Source organism: Microbulbifer agarilyticus (assembly GCF_001999945.1).
Lineage (GTDB): Bacteria > Pseudomonadota > Gammaproteobacteria > Pseudomonadales > Cellvibrionaceae > Microbulbifer > Microbulbifer agarilyticus_A.
Genome location: NZ_CP019650.1, coordinates 1060411 through 1083335, shown reverse-complemented (window position 1 = coordinate 1083335; position 22925 = coordinate 1060411). Strand labels below are relative to the sequence as shown.

Here is a 22925-nt window from a genome sequence, read left to right as displayed (position 1 = left end):
GTCAGTCTGCGGAAAACACTTCCTGTCCGCTGATCCAGGTTTTGCGCATCTGGCCATCGCCACCCAGTAAAATCATGTCGGCCGCACTCCCCTCCGCAATGCGTCCGCCGTCAAAGCCAAGGAACTGAGCGGGATACAAACCCGCCATACGCAAGGCTTCACTCAGCTCGACGCCACACCAGTCGCGAATGTTGCGCACCGCACCAATCATATCCAGGTGCGACCCGGCCAGCTCACCGGTCGTCGAAGTCAGCTTGTCGCCATCGCGCGTTACCACGCGATCGAACAACGGAAAACTCATCTCGTCACTGCCAACCAGCGACATCGCATCGGTCACCAGCATAATCTTGCCGCGCGGCTTGGCTTTCAGCGCCAGCGTCATGGCTTCCGCACTTACGTGGTGGCCATCGGCAATCAAGCCGCACCAGCAACCGTCACTGATCAGTGCAGTGCCGACCATGCCTGGATCGCGAGAATGCAACGGCGACATGGCGTTGTATAAATGGGTAAATCCGGTCGCGCCAGCAGCGACGGCTGCCGCCGCGGTCTTGCCGTCGGCATTGGAATGCCCAAGACAAACCTTCACACCCAGCGATACCAACTTGGCGATATCTTCCGGCGCTACATTTTCCGGCGCCAGGGTCACCACTTTCAGACCGAGGTCATCGCGGGCATAAATCGCCAACTCTTCATCGCTGAGTGGACGGATAAACCGCTCTTCGTGCGTACCCTTCTTCGGTGCACTCAAGTGCGGTCCTTCAAAGTGCACACCCAGCACGCCGGGCACACCTTCTTTCAGCGCCGCGCTCACCGCATCCGCGGCCTTCTGCATTACATCCACCTGATCGGTAATCAGGGTGGGCACAAAACCCGTGGTGCCAAAGCGCGCGTGGGCCGTCGACATTTTGCCCAGGGCATTCACGGTGGTGTCGTTGTTAAACAGGGCACCACCGCCACCGTTCACCTGAACATCAATCAAGCCCGGCGCCAACAATCCGCGCAGGCGGGTTGCATCAGCAACAGGCGCACCACCCAAGGAGACAATCTTGCCGCCGTCGATGGTAAGCGCCACGTCCTTGCGCAACTGCTCTCCATCAAAAAGCTGTTCGGCGATATATGCCTGTGCCACTGTTTTGCCCCGCGTCCTGGATTACTGCAATTAAACGGTCTAGTTACACGGTTTGAGTAACTTTTTTCAGACCCGCCGGCTCGTCTGGGTTGATACCACGGCTCACCGCCACGTGGGCAACATCGATATAGAAGCGCTGCAGCAAGGCCAGCGGAGCAACCCGCGGGTGCACACCTTTACTCGGCACATGCAGATTAATCAGGGTACCGCCGCGACGGATAATGTCAGCGATCTGTTCGCTGTGCGCCTGATAGGATTCATCTTCAATCGGGACATTCACCACGGTGAGCTTTTGCTCTACCAGAGTTACCGGGCCGTGCAGGAATTCCGCACTGGAGAAAGATTCTGCGTGCACACTGCACACTTCCTTCAGCTTCAGCGCCAGCTCGCGGGTAATGCCGTAGCCAGGGCCGCGACCGAGAACAACCAAGTTCTTTACAGCGGCCAGATCTTCCGGGCGCAGCTGCACATCGGACTCAATTGCATCGGTAAGGGTTTGCGGCAGCATCTCAACACCGGCCATCAGCTCGGCATCCTGCGTCCAGTTGGCTACCAGCTGCAGCACCGCAGAGAGGGTGCACAGATAGCTCTTGGTCGCAGCAACGGCCAATTCCGGGCCGGCCTTTAGCGGCACAACCTGGTCAACGATATCTTTAATCGGTGCAGACTCATCATTTACCAGCGCGATGGTATAGGCACCGGCGTCTTTCGCCATTTGCGCCTGCGCGAGGATGTCCGGGCTACGGCCAGACTGGGAGATGACGATAACCAGTGCATCTTCCAGCTTCAGTTTTTTGCCATACACACTGGACACCGAAGGCGCCGCAGCGAACGTCGGGGTACCGGTCTCAATTTCGATCAGGTACTTGGCGAAAACACCAGCGTGATCGGAAGAGCCACGGCCGACGATCATCACGAAACGCGGCGGCTTGCTCCGCAAGCGCTCACCCAGCGCTTCCATAATCGGCGCATTGTTTTTCAGTTGCTCGGCAACCCGGCTCGGGGCTTCACGGGCCTCGCGCTCCATTACTGTCATCGCCATAGAAGCATCCACCTTGTTGGCCTCACCAGAGGTCACTGCACTCATAAAATCTATCCGTAACTTATATCTGACCGTGTCTTCAGACAGCCTGCGGCCTTCCGACAACCTGTGTGTTCTAACGACTTACAGCGCTCATCCAAAGAGCGCTTTGGCCTCAACCTCATCACCAGAACCGGAATCATTGCCGCCCAGAGCCGCGAGAGAGTGCTGCGCAAAGTACACACAGCCCAGTTCCGGCGGGTCCAGCGGGTCGGCAACCTGCTCCGCTACATGCGGTTTCAGCCAGGGCTTCAAGCGCGGTGCCAGGCCACCTATCATGGCCAGACGAGGCGACTTGCCTTCCATCAACTTATCCGCAAGATCACTGATGTAGGCCGCACCATCGCGCATGATCGATGCAGCAACCGGACAGTCTGCCTCGGCACATTCCACCACGGGCACGGCCAGCTTGGCGTACTGGCTGGACGGTTTACCGGCCATCATTTCAATTACATCGTAGGGATCACTGGTATCGAGCGCTGATTCCAGCTCGCGTTTGAGCATGGAGTCTTCGGCGAGTCCTTCCATTGCCATCAGCAGGTACTTCACCGCCTCCATACCCAGCCAGGCACCACTACCTTTGTCACCGTGAGGGAAACCGTGACCACCGATAATCTCACTGCGGCCATTGACCCACGAGTAACCGACAGAGCCGGTGCCAGCAATAATCACCGCGCCGTCGCCGCCGCGATGGGCGCCCAGGCACGCGGAGTGCTGATCGGTAGTGAGGAACATTTGTTTGAACGGGTGCGCCCAGGCATTCATCTCGTTGTAAAGACGAGGCATGTTGAGCCCGGCAAGACCAACACCAGCCACCAACTCGCCAAGGGTTTCGGCGGGCAGACCAGCATCTGTCACCGCGAGGGCGGCAGAACGCACGATTGAATCAATGGTTTGAGCGTAACCATGAAGGGGGTTTGCGGGCCCAGAGACCCCGGTACCAAGCAGGCGATTGTCGGCATCGAAGATGGATGCGCGGCATTTGCTGCCACCACCATCGACGCCAATAAAGAGTATGTCCCTGCTGTCTCTCAAAGCAACCATCTAACCGGCCCCTAAGATTTCTATTGTTATGTTTCCTTACCGGACCTCCCCACCGCATCGTCTGCGCCCCAGGGGATTCCGGTGAGACGCCAGTGACGCCTGTACCAATCTGTGTATGAGGAAATAGTACAAGACAAATGACAGCGTTGTCATGCCTTTTTTCAAAAAATCTACAAAGATTCTTTTCATTATATGTCTGTATTACGACCTGATTGGTGATAAAACCCGCTAATTCACCCGAAAGGGTTAGATTGAACGTTAGATAGAGCCGCACATCGGTGCATAAGAGCGACCACCCGTACTATTTCCCGCCACTCGCCCGCCCCCACAAACCAGCCAGATACAAATGTGCAGCAGTTCAATTCAGCTGAAACAAATCTGTCACATTTTTTTGCGATAAAGCGCGCGCCCACACCTCATTACAAGCAACCGTAGGTCGTGCGGGACGTCATTCGAGGAGCCAAATGCAGTGATAGGAGACAGGATGGAACTCGCTCAAACACGCAAGGGAAATTTTTTCGCAGTAACTCTGCTGCTTATGACAGCTCTGGCAGGCTTGCTGCCAGCCTGCTTTGCGGAGGCCACCGAAAATAGCCAGGCGCAGGTTCTGTTTCGTATGACTGGCTCCAATACCGTCGGCGCTGATCTGGCACCGGCACTGGTGAAACAATATCTGCACTCCCTGGGCGCCACCGAGATCAGTCAACGCACCCAGGGCGAAAAACACTGGATCGATGCTCGCCTGCAGAATGAGCAGGTGGTTGTGCCCATTATTGCACTGGGCTCCAGTACTGGCTTCAAGGCACTTGACGGAGATACCGCTGACATCGGTATGGCCTCGCGCCGCGTCAAAGCTAAAGAAGTCGAAATGCTGGCGCGCTTCGGCGACTTTACCGGCCCCCAAGCGGAGCACGTTATCGGATTGGATGCGCTGGTGATCGCGGTGCACAAAGACAACCCCATCAAGCGGCTAAGTCTTGTACAACTGGCGCAGATTTACCGGGGTGAGATCCGTAACTGGGCACAGCTGGGCGGTGACGACCTACCGATTCGGCCACTGCACCGGGATATTGAGTCCGGTACCCGCTCCACGTTTGACAGTGAAATTTTTGGTGGCAGCCGGCCGGCCAAACCCTTCGTATACGAAGTATCCGGCAACCACGAGACCCGCGGGCTGGTACTGCGGGACAGAGCCGCCATTGGCTACCTGCCATTTGCCGATGCCGCGGGCCTGCACAAGGTCGCGATCAAATCCGGGGAACTGGCCGCGGTGGTGCCCGACCGCGGCATCATCGCGACCGAAGACTTTCCCCTCACCCGCCGGCTGTATCTGTACCGCAATCCGGGCCGCTACAATCCGCAGGTCGACGCCTTCCTGCACTTCGCTGAATCCCACGCCGGGCAGCTAATCGTCGAGGACATCGGCTTTATCAATTTGACCCCGGTTGCCCTGCAAATGGCACCGTTTGCCAATGCGCCGGAGAATTATCGCGCGCTGATGGAGAACGGATCGCGTCTCAGTATTTCGTTCCGGTTTGCCAACGGCAGCACCGAGCTCGATAACCGCGCATTGCGCGACCTGCACCGATTGCAAGACTACATGGCGCAAGAGGAAAACCGCGACCTTTCCCTGACACTGGTAGGTTTTTCGGATCGCAAGGCCAATGAAACGATTTCCGACCTTATCTCCCGTTTCCGTGCACTCAAGGTTCAGGGCGCCCTACTGCGTGACCATCAGATGGGCGACAGCCAGATCATGTCGGTAGGCGCCTTCGCGCCGCTTACCGCCGATAGCGAGCAGGGGCCGGTAAAAAACAGCCGTGTCGAAGTCTGGATTAATTAGGCGGCCCTTTAGCACATAAGCAATGCGGTGGCGGAGCATAGCAACTATATTTAACGCCATGACCACAGCGATTTTGCCAAACAGAACCAACTGCTGCGCACGCATCATCACGCTGGTGCTTGCCCTGCTTCTGTTGTCGCTGTCCGGATGTTCCAGTGTACGCCTGGTTTACGGCCACCTCGATTGGTGGATGGACCGCACGCTCAACAAATATTTGGACCTGGAAGGCCCGCAAAAAGAACTTCTGTCCCAGCGGGTCGACGAATTCCACCGCTGGCATCGCCAGACGCAATTACCGCGCTACGCCGACTACATGGAACAATTGGCCGCGCAGGTTGATTCTCCCGACGCCAGTCCTGAAAACCTGGAAAGAATCGAAAAACAGGTCGATGAATTCTGGCATTCCTCCGTGGTCATGCTCAGTGATCTACTGTTGCCCATCCTGGTACAGCTGGACGACAGTCAAATTAATCAGCTATCCGAAAACGCACGCAAAGAGCGGGAAAAGTCGCTAAAGAAATGGGATAAATCGCAGCGCAAACGCGAGAAGCAGTTCCGCAAACAGGCGGAGCGCTGGCTGGGAGACCTTACCGCCGGGCAGCAAGCCATGATCGACGAGCAGGTAGCCAATACCAAGTTTGACCCCGCACGCCGCATCGCGCAGCGTGAGCTCTGGACTACAACCTTCCTCAATACCTTGCGCAACAAGCCACAAGGTTACGAGCGCGCACTGCGTGAATTACTAATCGACCCTCAGGCCCTGTGGCCAAAAGATTACCGTGAGATGCAGGATGCGTTGCGCGACCAAGCAAGAACCCTGGCCATCGGGATATTGGAAAGCACCACCCCCGAGCAGCGCGCGCACATGAAAGAAACCCTGCTGGAATTCGCGTCTGACTTCCGCCACCTGGCAGCCCAGAAGCACTGATAAACAACATGGGTAATTAACTCCGGACGTCGACGGAGAGCAACGGCTCCGCCCCCGCCAATCAGCACTGAATGGACATTGTTACAGTCCGTTTCAACTGCAACAAATTTTCTGCCGAATCCCCGTGTATTTTGACGTTTTTTCTGTAAAAAAATTACAGAAAACATGACGGCTTCCACCCACTGCTGATAAGCTCCCGCTCCGAATTTAATCGCCAAATATTTTGGCTAGAGAAGGGGAAAGTCCGTGCGTATCGAAACCGCTCATCGCGACCAGCTGCAACAGTGGGAAAAAGACCTGGAGCAACAGTACCAGCGAATTTGCCAACACAACCTGAGCCTGGACCTGACCCGCGGTAAACCGGCGGCAGATCAGCTTTCCCTTTCCGACAGCCTCGACGGTATTCTGACCGGTGATTACCGCGCCCCCGACGGCACCGATACCCGCAATTACGGCGGCCTGGAAGGTATCGCTGCATCCCGCGAACTGGGTGCGGACATCCTGCAGGTACCGTTTGAAGAAGTGCTCGCCGGCGGCAACAGCTCGCTGACCTTGATGTACCACGCCGTGCTCACCGGCTACCTGTTCGGCTTTGCCGGCAACCAGCCGTGGAAAGACATGAGCGCGCCCAAGTTCCTGTGCCCGGTGCCCGGCTACGACCGCCACTTCACCATTTGTGAGCAACTGGGTATCACCATGGACACCGTGCCCATGACCGCCACCGGTCCGGACATGGATGTGCTGGAACAGAAGATTCGTGAAGACGACCAGATCATTGGCCTGTGGTGTGTACCCAAGTTCTCCAACCCCACCGGCGTAACCTACGACGAAGACGCCGTGAACCGCCTCGCGCAGCTGGGCAAAATTGCCAACCCGGGCTTCCGTATCTTCTGGGACAACGCTTACGCGATCCACGATCTGGACCACCAAGTAATCCTGCCGAATATCCGCGAAGCGGCACTGAGCAACGACACCGCGGATTCAGTACTGCAGTTCGCCTCCACCTCTAAGGTAACGCACGCCGGTGCTGGTGTGGCCTTTGTAAGTGCGAGCCCGGCTAACCTGGCGTCCATCAAGCAGCAAATGTCTGCCATGACTATCGGCCCCGACAAGGTGAACCAGCTGCGCCACTCGCGCCTGTTCCCGGAGCTGACCCAGCTGAAAGAACACATGCAGAAGCACGCAGAAATCCTGCGCCCGAAGTTTGCCTGTGTGCTCGAGCACCTGGACAAAAACTTCGCCGATACCGATCTGGGCGAGTGGGAAAAACCGCAGGGCGGCTACTTTGTTTCCTTCAACACCCGTCCGGGCGTTGCCTCTGAAGTGATTCGCCTGTCCGCAGAAGCGGGTGTGAAGCTGACCCCTGCCGGCGCCACCTTCCCGTACGGCAAAGATCCGGAAAACACCAATATCCGTATCGCCCCAAGCTTCCCACCGCTAGAAGAGCTAGATACGGCGATGGCGGTTTTCACCCTATGTGTGAAACTGGCCACCGTGCGCGAGGCACTGGCCAACGCTTGATCGCCCAACGCACCCTTCATGAAAAAATAAAAAAACCGGCAAATTGCCGGTTTTTTTATTTCTGATTTTCTACGCCAGTAATAAATCTGTTTGGGTCAAATCTACATACGTCAAATCTGGTTCCGTCGCGTCTGCCAGGTAATCGGCCGCGCGTACTGATCCACCTTGTCTTCCACCCCCAGCAGCATCGCAAACAACGCCATACGCACCAGCAAACCATTATCGGTCTGACGGAAAATGGCCAGGCTCGGGTGCTCGTTCAGATCCGGGTCGAGTTCATTGGCTTCCGCGCGGGAATCCCGTGGCAGCGGATGCATGATGACCGTATTGGGCTCGGCATGACGAGTGAAAATATCCCGGTTCAAACGGAAGCGCCCGCGATAGCGATCTGCCTCTTCCTGGGATTCGAAGCGCTCTTCCTGGATGCGGGTGGAGTACACAATATCCACCGCCTTGATGGACTGCTCCAGCTGGTCGGAAACCGTCACCTGGTGGCCGGCCTCGCGCAGTTTTTCGATTACCACCGGAGGCATTGCCAGCTCTTCCGGAGAAACAAATACCAGCTGTACGTTTTTAAACAGGCACAGCAGCTTGCACAGGGAGTGCACGGTACGGCCGTATTTGAGATCGCCAATCATGGCGATGCGGAAGTTATCCAGTGAACCGCCCTTGCCTTCCAGCTCCTTGCGGATGGTGTACAGGTCCAGCAGCGCCTGGGTGGGGTGTTCATTGGCACCGTCACCGCCATTCACCACCGGCACTCGGCTGGCAGCAGCAAACTCGGCAACCGAACCCGCCTGCGGATGGCGCATACAGATCACATCGGAATAGCCCGACAGCACCCGTGCAGTGTCATAAAGGGACTCGCCCTTGGCCATGGCACTGGCAGAAACCCCCACGGTCTCGCGCACGGTGCCGCCGAGCAGGTTGAAAGCACAGCCGAAGCTTACCCGGGTGCGGGTGCTTGGCTCGAGAAACATGTTGCCGAGGATCGCGCCCTCGAGAACCCGGGTCACTTTTTCCCGGCGCGCGTAGGGGACCATGGTGTCCGCTACGGTAAAGATTCGGTCGATGTCGCCACGCTCAAACTGGCTGACGGAAAGGATATTGGCGCCGATAAAGTCCATTGATGCTCCACTTTATGCACAGGTTTGCGCCGGGATCGCCGGCGGCTTAGCGGGCGGTATTCTACGCGGCGGGCCCTGTTTGGAATAGTACGTCTGGAATAGTAGCCACAACTTAGCCCAGCAGCGCGTCGCCCCAGGCTTCCAGCTGATCCAGCAGCGCATTGCGGTCCGGGTGCTCCTCCCGCAGGCGCGCAATCTCCTCAAAGTACGGCTCCATGGTAATGCTGGCACCAAACTGCGGGTCCGTCAGGCGCTGGTAGCGCCACTCTTCCCAGCGCCCCTGCTCTTCCTCATTCAGGGTCTGCGGGAAGTTGCGCGCACGCAGGCGGAAGAGTAGCTCCGGCAGGCGCGCATCGGAAAATGGCACCTCTGTCGCCAGCGATTCCGGGCCACGGCTGGTCAGCGCATTGTGCAGCTGCCGGCAGGTATCGCGGTCGGCGTCGTTCATAAAGCCGTCGTAGAGCCTTGCCTCCACATCCTTCTTCGGGAAATCGCCATCGAGAAACACCTGATGGAGTTTTTCCGTCAGGTCCAGCCCCTGCAGCGCCTGCCAGTTAGCACGGCAGGCCTCCTTGTCGATCTTGAGTTCGACTGCGCGCTCATCGGACAGCATGTTGGCCGGCGCCAGCACCGGGCAGCGGTTCATATGGATCAGTTTCAGGCCCGCAGGCAGCTCCCCTTCCACGAGCTTATCTCGCGAGGTGTACAGGCGCTCGCGCAGCGCCTCCGCATCCAGGTCCAAGATCGGTTGCGGGTCCATGGCCAGGTTGGCACAGATGACCGCGTTGCGGTTCACCGGGTGCATGGCCAGAGGCAGCACGTAGGTCAGGTGGCCGTGGCTGGCGGGCACCTTGCCAGAGATGTGGAGCAAGGGCTTACGCTCGCGCGGATTGAGGATCTTCGCCACTTTCTGCTTGCGGCGCAGCTTGTAAACATAATCGTAAAGCTTGGGCTGCTTCTCGCGAATCAGCCGCGCCATATCGATGGTGGCGCGCACATCGGAGAGTGCATCGTGCGCCCCTTCGTGGCTGATGCCGTTGGCGGCGGTCAGTTCTTCCAGGCGGAAGGAAGGTACGCGGGTACCGTCGGCACCATCGCGCTCTGGCCAGTCGATGCCCTCGGGGCGCAGCGCATAGGTGAGGCGCACCATATCGATGATATCCCAGCGGCTGTTGCCGGACTTCCACTCGCGCTCGTAGGGGTCGAGCAGATTGCGGTACAGGGTGTGGCGGGTCACTTCATCGTCAAAGCGCAGGCTGTTGTAACCCACACCGCAGGTACCCGGCGCGCCCAGCTCATTGAGGATCTTCTGGATAAACTCGATTTCCGGCAGGCCTTCCGCAAACGCCTTTTGCGGTGCCAGCCCGGTCACCAGCGCAGCCATGGGCTGGGGCAGGCAATCACTGGTGGGCTTGGCGTAAATCATCAGCGGGTCGCCAACGATATTCAGCTCCTCATCGGTGCGAATACCGGCGAACTGGGAGGGTTTATCCGCACCCGGATCTACGCCCCAGGTCTCGTAATCGTGCCAGTACAGCGTGGTGCCAGACGGTTTGCCGGACATGTCTTCCCCCAAATTCCTTCAACTGCGCGCCATGTTACCCCAGCTGGAGTGCACCGCGCAGGTTGCAAAGCCTTCGCTGCCCATTAAAATCCCGCCTTCTTCTATATTGTCCAGAACGTCCACGGGATAACGCCCATCTATGAATATTCGCCAGCAGCTTAACGACATTTTCCAAACCGCCATGACCAACGCGGGCATTCCCGCGGAATGCGGCCCGGCGGTCGCCCCGGCCAAAAAGGCGGGCTTTGGCGACTATCAGGCCAACGGTGCCATGGCAGCCGCCAAGAAAGTGGGCACTAACCCACGCGAGCTGGCCGGCAAGATCATCAACAATCTGGGCGAACAGCCCATGATCGAGAAGGTCGAGGTCGCGGGACCCGGCTTTATCAATATTCACCTGAATGAAGCCTGGCTGGGTGAAACTCTGGCCGCTGCGCGTGCCGATGAGCGCCTGAACATCGCCGCCGTCGCCAGCCCCGAAACCGTGGTACTGGATTACTCACACCCCAACCTCGCCAAAGAGATGCACGTGGGCCACCTGCGCACCACCATCATCGGCGACGCCCTCGCCCGCCTGCTGGAGTTCCAGGGGCACCAGGTGGTTCGCCAGAACCATATGGGCGACTGGGGCACCCAGTTCGGCATGCTGCTGGCCCACCTGGCAGACCAGATGGAAAACCAGGACGCGGAAGTAGCGCTGGCGGACCTGGAAGTCTTCTACCGCGAAGCCAAGGTGCGCTTCGATGAAGAGGAAGGCTTTGCCGACCGCGCGCGCGAATACGTAGTGAAACTGCAGGGTGGCGACGCCGACTGCCTGAAGCTGTGGCAGCGTTTCATCGACATCTCTATCAGCCACGCGGAAGAAATCTACGAGAAGCTGGGTGTCACCCTGAAGCGGGAAGATGTATACGCCGAGAGCCAGTACAACGACGACCTGCCGGTGCTGGTGAAAGACCTGCTGGACCGCGGTATCGCAGTGGAAGACCAGGGCGCAATTGTGGCCTTCCTGCCGGAAATGGCCGACAAGGAAGGCAACCCGAGCGTGGTGATTATCCAGAAAAAAGGCGGTGGCTACCTTTACGCTACCACCGACCTGGCGGCTATCCGCTATCGCGCCAATATCCTGGAGGCCAATCGTATCTTGTACGTAGTGGACGCGCGCCAGTCCCTGCACCTGCAGCAGGCCTTTACCGTAGCGCGCAAGGCCGACTACATCGCCGACAGCCAAACTCTGGAACACTGTGCCTTCGGCACCATGATGGGCGACGACGGCAAGCCATTTAAAACCCGTAGCGGTGGCACCGTGAAGTTGGCCGCGCTGCTGGACGAAGCGGTGGAGCGTGCCACCGCACTGGTCGCCGGCAAAAACCCGGAGCTGAGTGCCGAGAAACAGGCCGAGATAGGCCGCGTAGTGGGTATCGGCGCGGTGAAGTACGCAGACCTGAGCAAAACCCGCACCAACGATTACGTGTTCAACTGGAATGCCATGCTGGCGTTCGAGGGCAATACCGCACCCTACCTGCAATACGCCTACACCCGCGTACGCAGCATCTTCCGCCGCGCCGGAGTCGAGCCATCCGCGCTGAGCGGTGCCATTACCCTGGGTACCGATGCGGAGCGTACGCTGGCCATCAAGCTGAATCAGTTTGGTGAAGTTCTGGATCAGGTGGCGAAAGACACCTTCCCGCACGTGCTGTGCACCTACTTGTATGAATTGGCCAGCGCCTACATGGCCTTCTACGAGGCCTGCCCGGTGCTGAAAGAAGGTGTGACCGAAGAAGAGAAGCAGAGCCGCTTGCAGTTGTGTGACCTGGTAGCGCGTACCCTGTCTACCGGCCTGGGCCTGCTGGGTATCGAGACACTTGAGAAGATGTAACGCGAGAAGATGTAACTCGTAAAAAGAAAAAGAAGAACGGCGTCAGGCGCTTTCTCTGGAAAGTGCCTGCTGCAACACCTGCTGGGCACTGGCGAGATCTGCGTCGCGGATCAGCCAGAGCTCGGAATTCCAATTCAGGTTCCCCGCCCCAAAGCCGTGCCCACCCTGTGCAGACTCTACCCGTGTTTTCTGCGTCAAGACCGAATAGCCCGCGGACTGCAAAAGGTTCTGCAGATAGCTGCCCAGTAATTGATCATCCGTGGTGTATATTTTTCGCGCCATGATGCGAGTGAGTAACCTTGCAATCCCTACTCGGCGGACTTTTGGTCCGACTTCGAGTCTTACCCAAATTCTGAAATGATATTTCGTGGAATTTACCATTCCCCGCCAGGGGCCCAGTGTCCCTTTCTGGCACCGGCGTGCAAATCGGAATGGCATAATAAAAAGATAGACTAGAGGGGCAGGAGGCGCCGCGTGATGAGGGTGAAATACGCGGCACTAATCACTCAATGGCGCTGATTTGTTTGCGTTTAATTTTTAGTGGAATTCACCAGCTCCAGCGGACGCACCACATCACCTTTGGTACCACCTTGCACATCAGCGGCCAGTGTTGGCAGTGATGCATCGTAGATTTGGAATTTGTTTTTCCCGTGGCGCTTGGCGTGGTACATCGCCATGTCAGCTTTTTGTAAAATTGCCTCGAGCGTCTCAGCCTTACCGTCGACCGCAACAACACCAATACTCATGGTAACTGTCACCAAGTTGTCGCAAATCTTCACTGGCTGGGCCACCGTATTCAGCAGTTTTTCTGCGAGAACACGGCAACTATCGCCCTCTGCATCGCGCACAAATACACAGAATTCATCGCCACTGAGGCGCGCTACGATATCGCTGGAGCGCATCACACTGAGCAAGCGGCGGGCAATCACACACAACAGCTCGTCACCGCCCTGATGCCCCAGAGTGTCATTCACCTGCTTGAAGTCATCCAGGTCAATAAAAAATAAATGTCCTAACTGCTGCAAAGTATCCGGTTGATGCCGCGCGAGCTCCAGATGAAATTCCAGTTGTTCGATCAAACTGTACCGGTTATCCAGGCCGGTAAGGCTATCGTGCATGGCGATTTGCTCGAGCTGAGCGGTTTTACGGGTGACCATGTCGTTCATGTCTTCCAACTGGTCACACACCGCGTGGCCGGTTGTATCCAGAACATCCAACTCGTCGAATTTTTCCAGATTTTTTTGCACTGGCCGAATTAACTGGCGGGCGTCGCTGAAGCGCCCATTGGTCAGCAGCGGCAGCGCCTGCGCCAGGCGGCGTAAACGGACAATTGGCCCCCACAAAGTCCCCGCCACCGCCGCGCTGAAAATCAGTGCTCCCAGCACTGCGAACAGAAATAGGACCTTTATCGACTCACTGATGTGCTCCACTTGCGTCGACACATCTTCAATAAAGACAAACTGTGGGCCTTCATCGTGCGCATCCATACGCATGGTGCGAATATCAAATTGACGCTCGTCCAGTTCATACACCCTCTTCCGCTTCAGTCCCGACAGGTGCGGCACATCCGAAGCAACGCGTTCAAGCAGAGGTAGTACTCGCTCGCGGGAAGTCAGGGACAGAATTTCACGTTGCCAATTCGCGAGGTAAAAAACGCCGCTATTCGCAGGCGTCTGCTCCCGCACCGCGGAAAGAATACCGATATCGGTACCCGTCATTTCGCGAAATCGCTGCAAGGCTTTGCCCAGTGGTCGTTCCAACTGCAACACGTAGTCGCCGCCGCGCGCGCGCATGGGCAGCGCGAGACTTTGCACACATACCGGTTCACAGTGCACCAGCTCCAACGGCTGCCCGCCCAGTAGCACCTGTGCCACCTGCCCCGGCCGCAACTTACGCTGCGGCGCACCCCAGCTGTCTACCAGCTGGCTGTCGGCGTCGTAGACCTTGAGCGAGTGCAGTACCCAGCTTTGCTGCAACAGCTCCCACTGCCGGTCCAGCGCCTTACCCAATTCTTCCTGAGATGAAATTCGCCCACGGGGGCTGAGCGCGATCAACTCGGCAAGGCGCACCAGCTCCTCGCGAGATTGCTGCAGCAGGCCGGAAACCTGAAACTGAAAATTGAGGTGCCGCTGTTCGCGGTTTTTGGACATCAGGGACTGCAGGCTGCCATTGCCCAGTAGGATAAAGAACAGGCAAACCGCTACGACCAGCATTGCCGAAGAGAGGCAGGCCTTAACGCGCAGCGAGTTGAAATTTGCCTGTGGCAACACGGTGAAATCCCCTATTCCCTGGGAGCAGATACACACGGCCGCGGTCCTTCGGGCCCTGTCGCATTATTTGACTATTCAAGGAGTATGGCGCAAATCCCCAATCTGGCCCGCCCGACGTCCCAACTCACAGGAAAAAATAGCGCCAAGCTGGCTGAAACAGGATATATCTCACAAAAATACGATCACTCCAGTACATTTCGCCCCCCAAACCCGTGAATTGCCCGTAAACACTGCTGTTGCTAAGATGCGCGCCGACTGGCGCCCCCACAGACTCGAACTGTCGGTGGGGTCACAACGACGGTGTCGCGCCGGCAATTGGGCAAGTTCACTTTGCCACACCATTATTACTGAACGTCGAATGCGGGAACGGCTGGTCATCCGCCACGCCGCCCCAGAATGAATACGGATCCGTTCGTCCGATCCACTTTGCTATTTTTGAGCGTTAACGCATTCCGGGAATCTGTCCCCGAGTGCCCTCAGCGTTTACAGGAATCCGACCACCATGACCCAGCCTTCCCTCAAGCAGTTGGAACAGCACGACGCCTTTATCCGCCGCCATATAGGCCCGGACGCCGCGCAGACCCAGGCCATGCTCGACACCCTCGGTGTCGCCACCCTGGACGAACTGATTGAAAAGACCGTGCCTGCCGCCATCCGCAAATCCGATGACCTGAACCTGGCAGATGCGGTGGACGAACAGGAGGCGCTGGCGGAGCTGAAAGCGCTGGCAAGCCGCAACAAGATTTTCCGTACCTTTATCGGTATGGGTTACCACGACACCATCACCCCCAACGTAATCCTGCGCAACGTGCTGGAAAACCCGGGCTGGTACACCGCCTACACCCCGTACCAGCCGGAAATTGCCCAGGGTCGCCTGGAAGGCCTGCTGAACTTCCAGCAGATGATCATGGACCTGACCGGTATGGACCTGGCCAACGCCTCCATGCTGGACGAAGGCACCGCTGCGGCGGAAGCCATGGCCATGTGTAAGCGCCAGGTAAAGCGGAATAAATCCAACGTCTTCTTTGTGGACGCAGACTGCCACCCGCAAACCATCGCGGTGGTACAGACCCGCGCGGAGCACTTCGGCTTTGAAGTGGTTGTGGGCAACCCGGAAACCGACCTGCCGGAAGAACTGTTCGGCGCCCTGTTCCAGTACCCGGGCTCTACCGGTGTGGTACGCGACCTCACCGACCTGATTGCCAAGGTGCACGAAGCCAATGCGCTGGTAACTGTGGCCGCAGACCTGATGAGCCTGGTGGCTCTGAAAGCGCCGGGTGAAATGGGAGCGGACGTGGTGGTTGGCTGTAACCAGCGTTTCGGCATCCCCATGGGTTACGGTGGCCCGCACGCCGGCTTCTTCGCCTTCCGCGAAGCCTACAAGCGCTCCGCGCCCGGCCGCATCATCGGTGTTTCCGTGGACAGCAAGGGCAAGCGTGCACTGCGTATGGCCATGCAGACGCGCGAGCAGCATATCCGCCGTGAAAAGGCCAACTCCAACATCTGTACTTCCCAGGTACTGCTGGCAGTGATGAGCGCCTTCTACGCCATTTACCACGGCCCGGAAGGTCTGAAGACCATCGCCGCGCGTATCCAGCGCCTCGCCGACATCCTCGCTTCCGGCCTGAAAGAAAAAGGCCTGAGCCTCACCCACGACAGCTGGTTCGATACCCTCACCGTCTCCGTAGGTGACAAGCAATCTGAAATCTTCGAGCGCGCCATTGCCGCCGAGATCAACCTGCGCAAAGTGGGTGCAGACGCGCTGGGTGTGAGCCTGAACGAAACCACCAAGCTGGAAGATGTTTCCGAACTGCTGAACATTTTCATCGGTGCAGAGCACGGTCTCGACCTGAATGCGGTAGATGCGGAGCTGGCCGCGAAAGGCCCCGCCGGCGTACCCGCAAGCCTGCAGCGCACCAGTGAATTCATGACCCACCCGGTGTTCAATACGCATCATTCCGAAACCGAAATGCTGCGTTACCTGAAGACCCTTGAGTCCAAAGATATCGCCCTGAACCACAGCATGATTCCGCTGGGTTCCTGCACCATGAAGCTGAACGCAACTGCCGAAATGATCCCGGTGACCTGGCCGGAGTTCGGTAAGCTGCACCCGTTTGCCCCAGCCGACCAGGCGCAGGGCTACCGCGAGATGTTCACCCAGCTGGAGACCATGCTGGCGGAATGTACCGGTTACGACGCCGTGAGCCTGCAGCCTAATGCCGGCTCCCAGGGTGAGTACGCGGGCTTGGTAGCAATCAAGAAATACCTGGAAGCGAAAGGTGAAGGCCAGCGCGATATCTGCCTGATCCCGGCCTCCGCCCACGGCACCAACCCCGCCTCGGCGATGATGGTGAGCATGAAGGTTGTGGTGGTTGCCTGTGACAACAACGGCAACGTGGACATCGCCGACCTGAAAGCAAAAGTGGAAGAGCATGGCGACCGCGTCGCGGCGCTGATGGTGACCTACCCCTCCACCCACGGTGTATTTGAGGAAGGCATCCGCGAGATCTGCGAGCTTATCCACAACGCCGGCGGCCAGGTGTACATCGACGGCGCCAACATGAATGCGCTGATTGGCGTAGCCGCACCGGGTAAATTCGGTGGTGACGTATCCCACCTGAACCTGCATAAGACCTTCTGTATTCCCCACGGTGGTGGCGGCCCGGGCATGGGTCCGATTGCGGTCGGCGAACACCTGAAGCCTTACCTGGCAGGCCACCCGGTAACCGAGGTACCGGGCAACGATCCGGTCAACGGCACCATTTCTGCTGCGCCCTGGGGTTCCGCCAGCATTCTGCCAATCAGCTGGATGTACATTCGTATGATGGGCAAAAAAGGCATGAAGCTCGCCACCGAAACCGCGATCCTGAATGCCAACTACGTGGCCAAGAAACTGAGCGAACACTACCCGCTGCTGTACAAAGGCAGTAACGGTTTTATCGCCCACGAGTGTCTGATCGATCTGCGCCCGCTGAAAGAAGTGAGCGGTATTACCGAAGAAGACATCGCCAAGCGCCTGATGGATTTCGGCTTCCACGCGCCGACCATGTCATTCCCAGTAGCCGGTACCCTGATGATCGAGCCGACCGAATCGGAAGCGCAGGAAGAACTCGATCGCTTTGTACAAGCCATGGCGACCATTCGCCAGGAGGCCGATGATGTGGCCAGCGGCAAATACAGTGCAGACGACAACCCACTGCACAATGCGCCGCACACTCAAGACGACGTGATGACCGACGATTGGACCCACCCGTACAGCCGCGAAATTGCCGGTCGCCCGGCAGCCTGGTTGAAGCACCACAAGGTGTGGCCAGCGTCCAACCGTATAGACAACGTCTACGGCGACCGGAACCTGATCTGTTCCTGTCCGCCGGTTGAGAGCTACATGGACTAAATAGCCAGGAATAAGTAACCCAGAAACAAAAATGCCGGAGCAATGCTCCGGCATTTTTGATTGGGCCTCAGCAAAAGGCGCCAAGCCATTCGCCCACTATCTCTCTGCACCTTCCCGACATTCACCGCGCAGTTCACCACCTTGCGGCGAAACCGCCCGATCAATCACAAAATACCCGTCGCGACAGAAACCCGTTTCCTGGAGTTTGAGCTGTAACGCGTGGTCGAAGTTCACCCGGCGCGGTCGGCCGAAGCCCTCGTACTGCTTGCCCATACGCGCGCGCTCGCTCGCACTCTGCGTATATGGTCCGCGCAACGCGGGCGCAGCAATTTCCAGCACGTAGGTAAATCGCTTGGAGCCGTTAGCAGAAATCTCGGTGTGGAAAGACTCTTTAATCCCAGGATTTGGGGCTGCCGGTTCGCTGGCGCAACCACCAAGTAATTGCATCATCAGCAACAAAGCTGCGACCTTAACCATTGCTTGTTTCATCTTTCCCCCAAGAGAACTACTTAAATACCACGGTGCGGTTACCGTGAATAAACACGCGCTCTTCCAAAACCCGCTGTAACGCGCGGCTCAATACCTGCTTTTCCACATCGCGACCGGCGCTCGCCATATCGTCAGCGGAATAGAAGTGATCCACATGAATCACATCCTGCTCAATGATCGGGCCCTCGTCCAGATCATCGGTGACAAAATGCGCGGTGGCACCAATAATTTTCACCCCGCGCTCAAACGCCTGCAGGTAAGGCTTGGCACCGATAAATGCCGGCAGGAAAGAGTGGTGAATATTGATGATCCGGTTTTTGAAGTGGGCGACAAATTCGGGGGTGAGCACCCGCATATATTTAGCGAGGATCAAATAATCCGGCTCGTAACGATCCACAATCTCAATGACCTGCTCCTCGTGCTGGGCACGTTCAAGGTCTTCTGCAGGTACCCAGTGGAACGGGATATCGAACTTTTCCACAAGGGGCTGCAGCACCTTGTGGTTGCCAACTACCGCGGCAATCTCAACATCCAGGGCGCCGGAATAGCACTTCATCAGGATATCACCCAGGCAGTGGGATTCCTTGGTAACCATCAGCACCACACGCTTGCGCCCACTGGCGACCAGCCGGCGCTCTGCCCCTTGGGGCAGTGTCATGTCCAAGTCTTCGAGGAAGGTATCATCATTAAAGATACCTTCCAGCGCGGTGCGCATAAAAAAGCGGCCCTGCGCGCGGTCCACGAACTCGTCGTTCTTGGTGATATTCAGTTGGTGCTTGTAGCAGATGTTGGTGATCTTCGCGATCAGCCCTTTGGCATCGGGGCAGTCCGTTAGCAGTATCTTCTTTTCCATGGTCCAAAATCAGACTATTTATCCAGAACAGTGACTATACACTATGTGCTTTCGTGTACCCGCGACAATGACTAGTTTTCGACCAATTCGTCGAGTTATCTTTTGACCCGACATTTATTTAGCAGACCTATCTACCAGAACTTTCGACCGAAACTATCTACCTAACTAAGGGGCGTTATGGACAAGCAACTCTTCAGTGAACACCTTGCCATCCTGTGCAAGCGTTACGATGAGATCCTCGAGCAATGTGGGTTCGAGACCCTCAACGTGTATAGCGGTTCGCCGTCCGTACAGTTCCTGGATGACAACTACTACCCGTTCCGGGTTAACCCCCAGTTCAAAGCACTGGTGCCGGTCACCGACAACCCACACAGCTGGGTCATCTATCGTCGCGGCCAAAAGCCCAAGTTGCTGTTCTACCGCCCGGTAGACTTCTGGCACTACGTGCCGCCCGCTCCGCAGACTTTCTGGAGTGACGAGTACGATATCGAACTGCTGTCGAAACCGGACGAAGCCAAAGCGTTTCTCAGCGGCGAGAACGCGGCCTTTATTGGTGAGACAGGAAAACTTGAGGGCTGGGAGATCGGCCAGCGCAACCCGCAGCACCTGATCGACCAGCTGCACTGGGCACGCGCCTACAAAACCCCTTACGAGTTTGCCTGCCTGCGCGAAGCCAACCGCGTTGCGGTGCGTGCCCATCAGGCCGCGGAACAAGCCTTCCGCAGTGGCGCGAGCGAGTTCGAAATCAACCTGGCTTACCTGAATGCCGCCGGCCAGGGTGAAAACCAGATGCCCTACGGCAATATTGTGGGCCTGAACGAGCACGGTGCCATCCTGCACTACACCCACTTATCTACACAGCGCCTGTCGGAGAACGAGCGTCGCAGCTTCCTGATCGATGCCGGTGCCGACTGCAACGGCTACTGTGCCGACATCACCCGCTCCTATGCCTACCGCGATGGCGAATTCGCCGACCTGGTAACGGCGATGCACGAGAAAGAGCAGGAGCTGGTTGCGGGCCTGGTTCCCGGCGCCTCCTATGTAGAACTACACAAAGACTGCCACCACAAAATCGGCCAACTCCTACAGCAATTTGGTGTGATCAAAACATCGCCGGAAAGCGCGGTGGAATCTGGTCTCACCGGTACCTTTATGCCACACGGCCTGGGCCACTTCCTCGGTCTGCAGGTACACGATGTAGGCGGCCACCAGACCGCACCGGAAGGTGGCACCACCCCACCGCCGACCGAGTACCCGTTCCTGCGTACCACCCGTACCATCGAAGAAAACCAAGTCTTCACCATCGAACCGGGTCTGTACTTTATCCACAGTCTGCTGTCGGACCTGAAAGAATCCCAGCTGGCGGATGAAGTGAATTGGGACAAGGTGGAAAAACTGCGGCCTTACGGTGGTGTACGTATCGAGGACAACCTGATCGTGCACAAAGACCGTGTGGAAAATATGACGCGGGATTGCTATTAAATCTCAAAATAGAAAAGGGCCTGAATACAGGCCCTTTTCTATTGGCTGTGAAATGGAATCAAACTAACGCACTGCGTACCGTGCGCGTCGCCTCCACCATATTCAGCAACGCCGAACCTACTTCTGCCCAATTACGGGTTTTTAATCCACAGTCTGGATTTACCCAGAGCTTTTCCTTCGGGATCACTTCGAGTAATTGCTGCAATCGCTCTTTCAACTCTTCACGTTCCGGCACATTGGGCGAGTGAATATCGTAGATACCTGGGCCGATTTCATTCGGATAACCACCATTTTCACCGGCAAAGACATCTAGTAAACGTAGATCCGAACGGGCAGATTCGATGGTAATCACATCCGCATCCAACGCCACAATCGCGTCCATAATGGCGTTAAAGTTGGAATAACACATATGGGTGTGGATCTGGGTTTGCGTGTTTACCTCACTGCATGTGTAACGGAAGCAACCCACCGCCCAATCGAAATACGCCTTGTGATCGGCCTGCCGCAATGGCAAACCTTCCCGCAGTGCCGGCTCGTCGATCTGGATGATGCCGATACCCGCCGCCTCCAAATCCCGAACCTCGTCACGCAGTGCTTTGGCGATCTGCAGGCAGCTTACCGCGCGTGGAATATCCTCCCGGGGGAAGGACCAGTTCAAAATAGTAACCGGGCCAGTAAGCATCCCTTTTACCGGACGCTTACTGAGACTCTGGGCATATTCACTCCACTGTACGGTCATCGCATTGGGTCGGCTGATATCACCGGCAATAATCGGCGGCTTTACACAGCGGGAACCGTAACTCTGCACCCAGCCATTACCAGTGTGGATAAACCCGTCCAGTTGCTCGCCGAAGTATTCCACCATGTCGTTGCGCTCGGCTTCGCCGTGCACCAATACGTCCAGCCCCAGGATTTCCTGACGGCGAATCGCTTCAGTTATTTCTGCACGCAAGTGATCGTGGTAATCTTGCTGACTGATTTCAGAATTGCGAAACTGTTTACGTACCTGACGTAAAACGTCGGTCTGTGGAAAAGAACCGATAGTGGTGGTCGGCAGTAGTGGCAGCTGCCAGCGCTCGCGCTGAGCCTCAACCCGTTCGGAAAACTTCTGCGGGCGCCAGGTACTTTCCAGCTGCTGACGTATATCCGCCTCGCTACGACTATCGGTTTGAGGGAAAGCCGCCAGCGGCTCAACCCCTGGTTCGAGTGCCGATTGCAGCTTCTGTAGCTCATCGAGTTTCTGACGGCTATAGGCCAGTTTGCTCTTGTGTTCTTCGCTCAATCCCGTTTCGGTTTCCAGGTCCACTGGCGAATGCAGCAGTGAACAGCTGGCAGATATCCACAAACGGTCGCCGAGAACTTCCGCTTCTTTTTTCAGAGCCTGCTGCCACTGGGCCAAATCGGTTTTCCACACATTGCGGCCGTTGATTACGCCGACCGAGAGTATCTGGTCTCCACGCAACGCCTCAAACGCAGGCTGCAGATCTTCACCACCGCGCACCGCATCGATATGAATTCCATCCACAGGCAGATCAAATACCAGCGGCAGGTTTTCCCGCAATGTGGAAAAGTAGGTAGCGAGTAATAGTTTGCTGCCACTGGCTTTTGCCAGAGTTTTATACACAAGCGCAAACGCATCACGCCATTGGGCGGGCAAATCGAGCCCCAGGATTGGCTCGTCGACCTGCACCCATTGCGCGGCGGCGTCGGCCAGCTGTACCAGTAACTGCTCGTAGCAGGCCAACAGAGCCGGCAGTAAATCGAGCGCGTTATCCACACCGCGCCCCAGCCAAAGATAGGTAAGCGGACCTATAATGACCGGCTTAACATTGTGACCAAGGCTCTGTGCATCCTTGATTTCTGCCAGCAGCCATTCCGCATCCAGCGTGAACGGCTGATCTTCCGAGAACTCCGGCACAAGGTAGTGATAGTTGGTATCAAACCATTTGGTCATGGCACTGGCGGCCACCGGCTCGCCGGAAGGTGCGCGGCCGCGAGCGAGACGGAAGTACTGGTCCAGCCTGTTGTCTGCCGCACCATTCTGAAAGCGCTCGGGAATAACACCAAACATCAGCGAGTGATTCAGTACCTGGTCGTACCAGGCAAAGTCCCCCACGGTAGTGAGTGCCAATCCAGCCGCCTGCTGGGCCTGCCAGTTCTGACTGCGTATCTGCGCACCGACAGCCAGCAGTGCCTGCTGGTCGATGTCACCTTTCCAATAGGCTTCCTGCGCGCGTTTGAGCTCGCGATGCGCGCCAATGCGCGGGTATCCGAGAATATGTGTCTTTGCCATGCCCTTTCCCCTGGGTCCGTAAAATTCGGGG

At 57.2% G+C, this 22925-nt stretch carries 16 protein-coding genes; 6 read left to right on the top strand and 10 right to left on the bottom strand.

Translation table 11 applies throughout. The annotated features are described in order from the left end of the window. Nucleotide 1: 1 nt before the first annotated feature. From nagA to nagK, 3 genes are all read right to left on the bottom strand, one after another. A complete protein-coding gene (gene nagA, locus Mag101_RS04400; RefSeq protein WP_077401347.1) occupies nt 2-1129 on the bottom strand; it encodes an N-acetylglucosamine-6-phosphate deacetylase in 1128 nt (375 codons plus the stop codon). Nucleotides 1130-1172: 43 nt separating this feature from the next. Next, nucleotides 1173-2216, bottom strand: coding sequence for a glucosamine-6-phosphate deaminase NagB-II (gene nagB-II / locus Mag101_RS04395; protein ID WP_232325132.1), 1044 nt, complete (start codon nt 2214-2216; stop codon nt 1173-1175). An 87-nt stretch (nt 2217-2303) separates the two neighbouring features. Then, the gene (gene nagK, locus Mag101_RS04390; RefSeq protein ID WP_077401344.1) at nt 2304-3254 is read right to left on the bottom strand and encodes an N-acetylglucosamine kinase; all 951 of its coding nucleotides are present in this window, start codon (nt 3252-3254) and stop codon (nt 2304-2306) included. A 484-nt stretch (nt 3255-3738) separates the two neighbouring features. On the opposite strand from nagK, the gene Mag101_RS04385 reads away from it, so the two are divergent. From Mag101_RS04385 to Mag101_RS04375, 3 genes are all read left to right on the top strand, one after another. Then, nucleotides 3739-5097 carry a substrate-binding domain-containing protein gene (locus Mag101_RS04385; protein ID WP_077401341.1) on the top strand — a complete coding sequence of 453 codons (1359 nt, stop codon included), beginning with the start codon at nt 3739-3741 and terminating at the stop codon, nt 5095-5097. A 58-nt stretch (nt 5098-5155) separates the two neighbouring features. Beyond that, nucleotides 5156-6025 (top strand): DUF6279 family lipoprotein, encoded by an 870-nt coding sequence (locus Mag101_RS04380; RefSeq protein ID WP_077401338.1) that lies wholly within the window; start codon nt 5156-5158, stop codon nt 6023-6025. Between the two features lie 246 nt (nt 6026-6271). Continuing rightward, on the top strand, nt 6272-7546 hold the full coding sequence (locus tag Mag101_RS04375) for an aminotransferase class I/II-fold pyridoxal phosphate-dependent enzyme (protein ID WP_077401335.1): 1275 nt from the start codon (nt 6272-6274) through the stop codon (nt 7544-7546). Nucleotides 7547-7656: 110 nt separating this feature from the next. Here Mag101_RS04375 and Mag101_RS04370 read toward each other — a convergent pair whose 3' ends face one another. Continuing rightward, nucleotides 7657-8673, bottom strand: a complete 1017-nt coding sequence (locus tag Mag101_RS04370; protein ID WP_077401332.1) for an aspartate carbamoyltransferase — start codon at nt 8671-8673, stop codon at nt 7657-7659. A 112-nt stretch (nt 8674-8785) separates the two neighbouring features. Further along, nucleotides 8786-10237 (bottom strand): exodeoxyribonuclease I, encoded by a 1452-nt coding sequence (sbcB, locus tag Mag101_RS04365; protein ID WP_077401329.1) that lies wholly within the window; start codon nt 10235-10237, stop codon nt 8786-8788. Nucleotides 10238-10376: 139 nt separating this feature from the next. Between sbcB and argS the strand changes: the two genes are divergently transcribed. Continuing rightward, nucleotides 10377-12113, top strand: coding sequence for an arginine--tRNA ligase (gene argS, locus Mag101_RS04360; RefSeq protein WP_077401326.1), 1737 nt, complete (start codon nt 10377-10379; stop codon nt 12111-12113). Nucleotides 12114-12155: 42 nt separating this feature from the next. Here the strand turns inward: argS and Mag101_RS17975 are convergent, their stop codons facing one another. Together Mag101_RS17975 and Mag101_RS04350 are read right to left on the bottom strand one after the other, a co-directional pair. Beyond that, the gene (locus Mag101_RS17975) at nt 12156-12395 is read right to left on the bottom strand and encodes a putative signal transducing protein (protein WP_010133582.1); all 240 of its coding nucleotides are present in this window, start codon (nt 12393-12395) and stop codon (nt 12156-12158) included. Between the two features lie 248 nt (nt 12396-12643). Beyond that, nucleotides 12644-14419: a diguanylate cyclase domain-containing protein gene (locus tag Mag101_RS04350; protein ID WP_157520158.1), complete on the bottom strand. Its 1776-nt coding sequence runs from the start codon at nt 14417-14419 to the stop codon at nt 12644-12646. A 466-nt stretch (nt 14420-14885) separates the two neighbouring features. Between Mag101_RS04350 and gcvP the strand changes: the two genes are divergently transcribed. Beyond that, nucleotides 14886-17777: an aminomethyl-transferring glycine dehydrogenase gene (gcvP, locus tag Mag101_RS04345; RefSeq protein ID WP_077401320.1), complete on the top strand. Its 2892-nt coding sequence runs from the start codon at nt 14886-14888 to the stop codon at nt 17775-17777. A gap of 96 nt (nt 17778-17873) precedes the next feature. Here gcvP and Mag101_RS04340 read toward each other — a convergent pair whose 3' ends face one another. Together Mag101_RS04340 and purU are read right to left on the bottom strand one after the other, a co-directional pair. Then, complete coding sequence (locus Mag101_RS04340; protein ID WP_077401317.1) at nt 17874-18266, bottom strand: hypothetical protein; 393 nt, start codon at nt 18264-18266, stop codon at nt 17874-17876. 16 nt (nt 18267-18282) lie between these two features. Next, nucleotides 18283-19119: a formyltetrahydrofolate deformylase gene (purU, locus tag Mag101_RS04335; RefSeq protein WP_077401314.1), complete on the bottom strand. Its 837-nt coding sequence runs from the start codon at nt 19117-19119 to the stop codon at nt 18283-18285. A 177-nt stretch (nt 19120-19296) separates the two neighbouring features. On the opposite strand from purU, the gene pepQ reads away from it, so the two are divergent. Further along, the gene (gene pepQ / locus Mag101_RS04330; protein ID WP_077401311.1) at nt 19297-20601 is read left to right on the top strand and encodes a Xaa-Pro dipeptidase; all 1305 of its coding nucleotides are present in this window, start codon (nt 19297-19299) and stop codon (nt 20599-20601) included. A gap of 58 nt (nt 20602-20659) precedes the next feature. Here the strand turns inward: pepQ and metE are convergent, their stop codons facing one another. Further along, nucleotides 20660-22894 carry a 5-methyltetrahydropteroyltriglutamate--homocysteine S-methyltransferase gene (gene metE / locus Mag101_RS04325; protein ID WP_077401308.1) on the bottom strand — a complete coding sequence of 745 codons (2235 nt, stop codon included), beginning with the start codon at nt 22892-22894 and terminating at the stop codon, nt 20660-20662. Nucleotides 22895-22925: the final 31 nt, after the last annotated feature.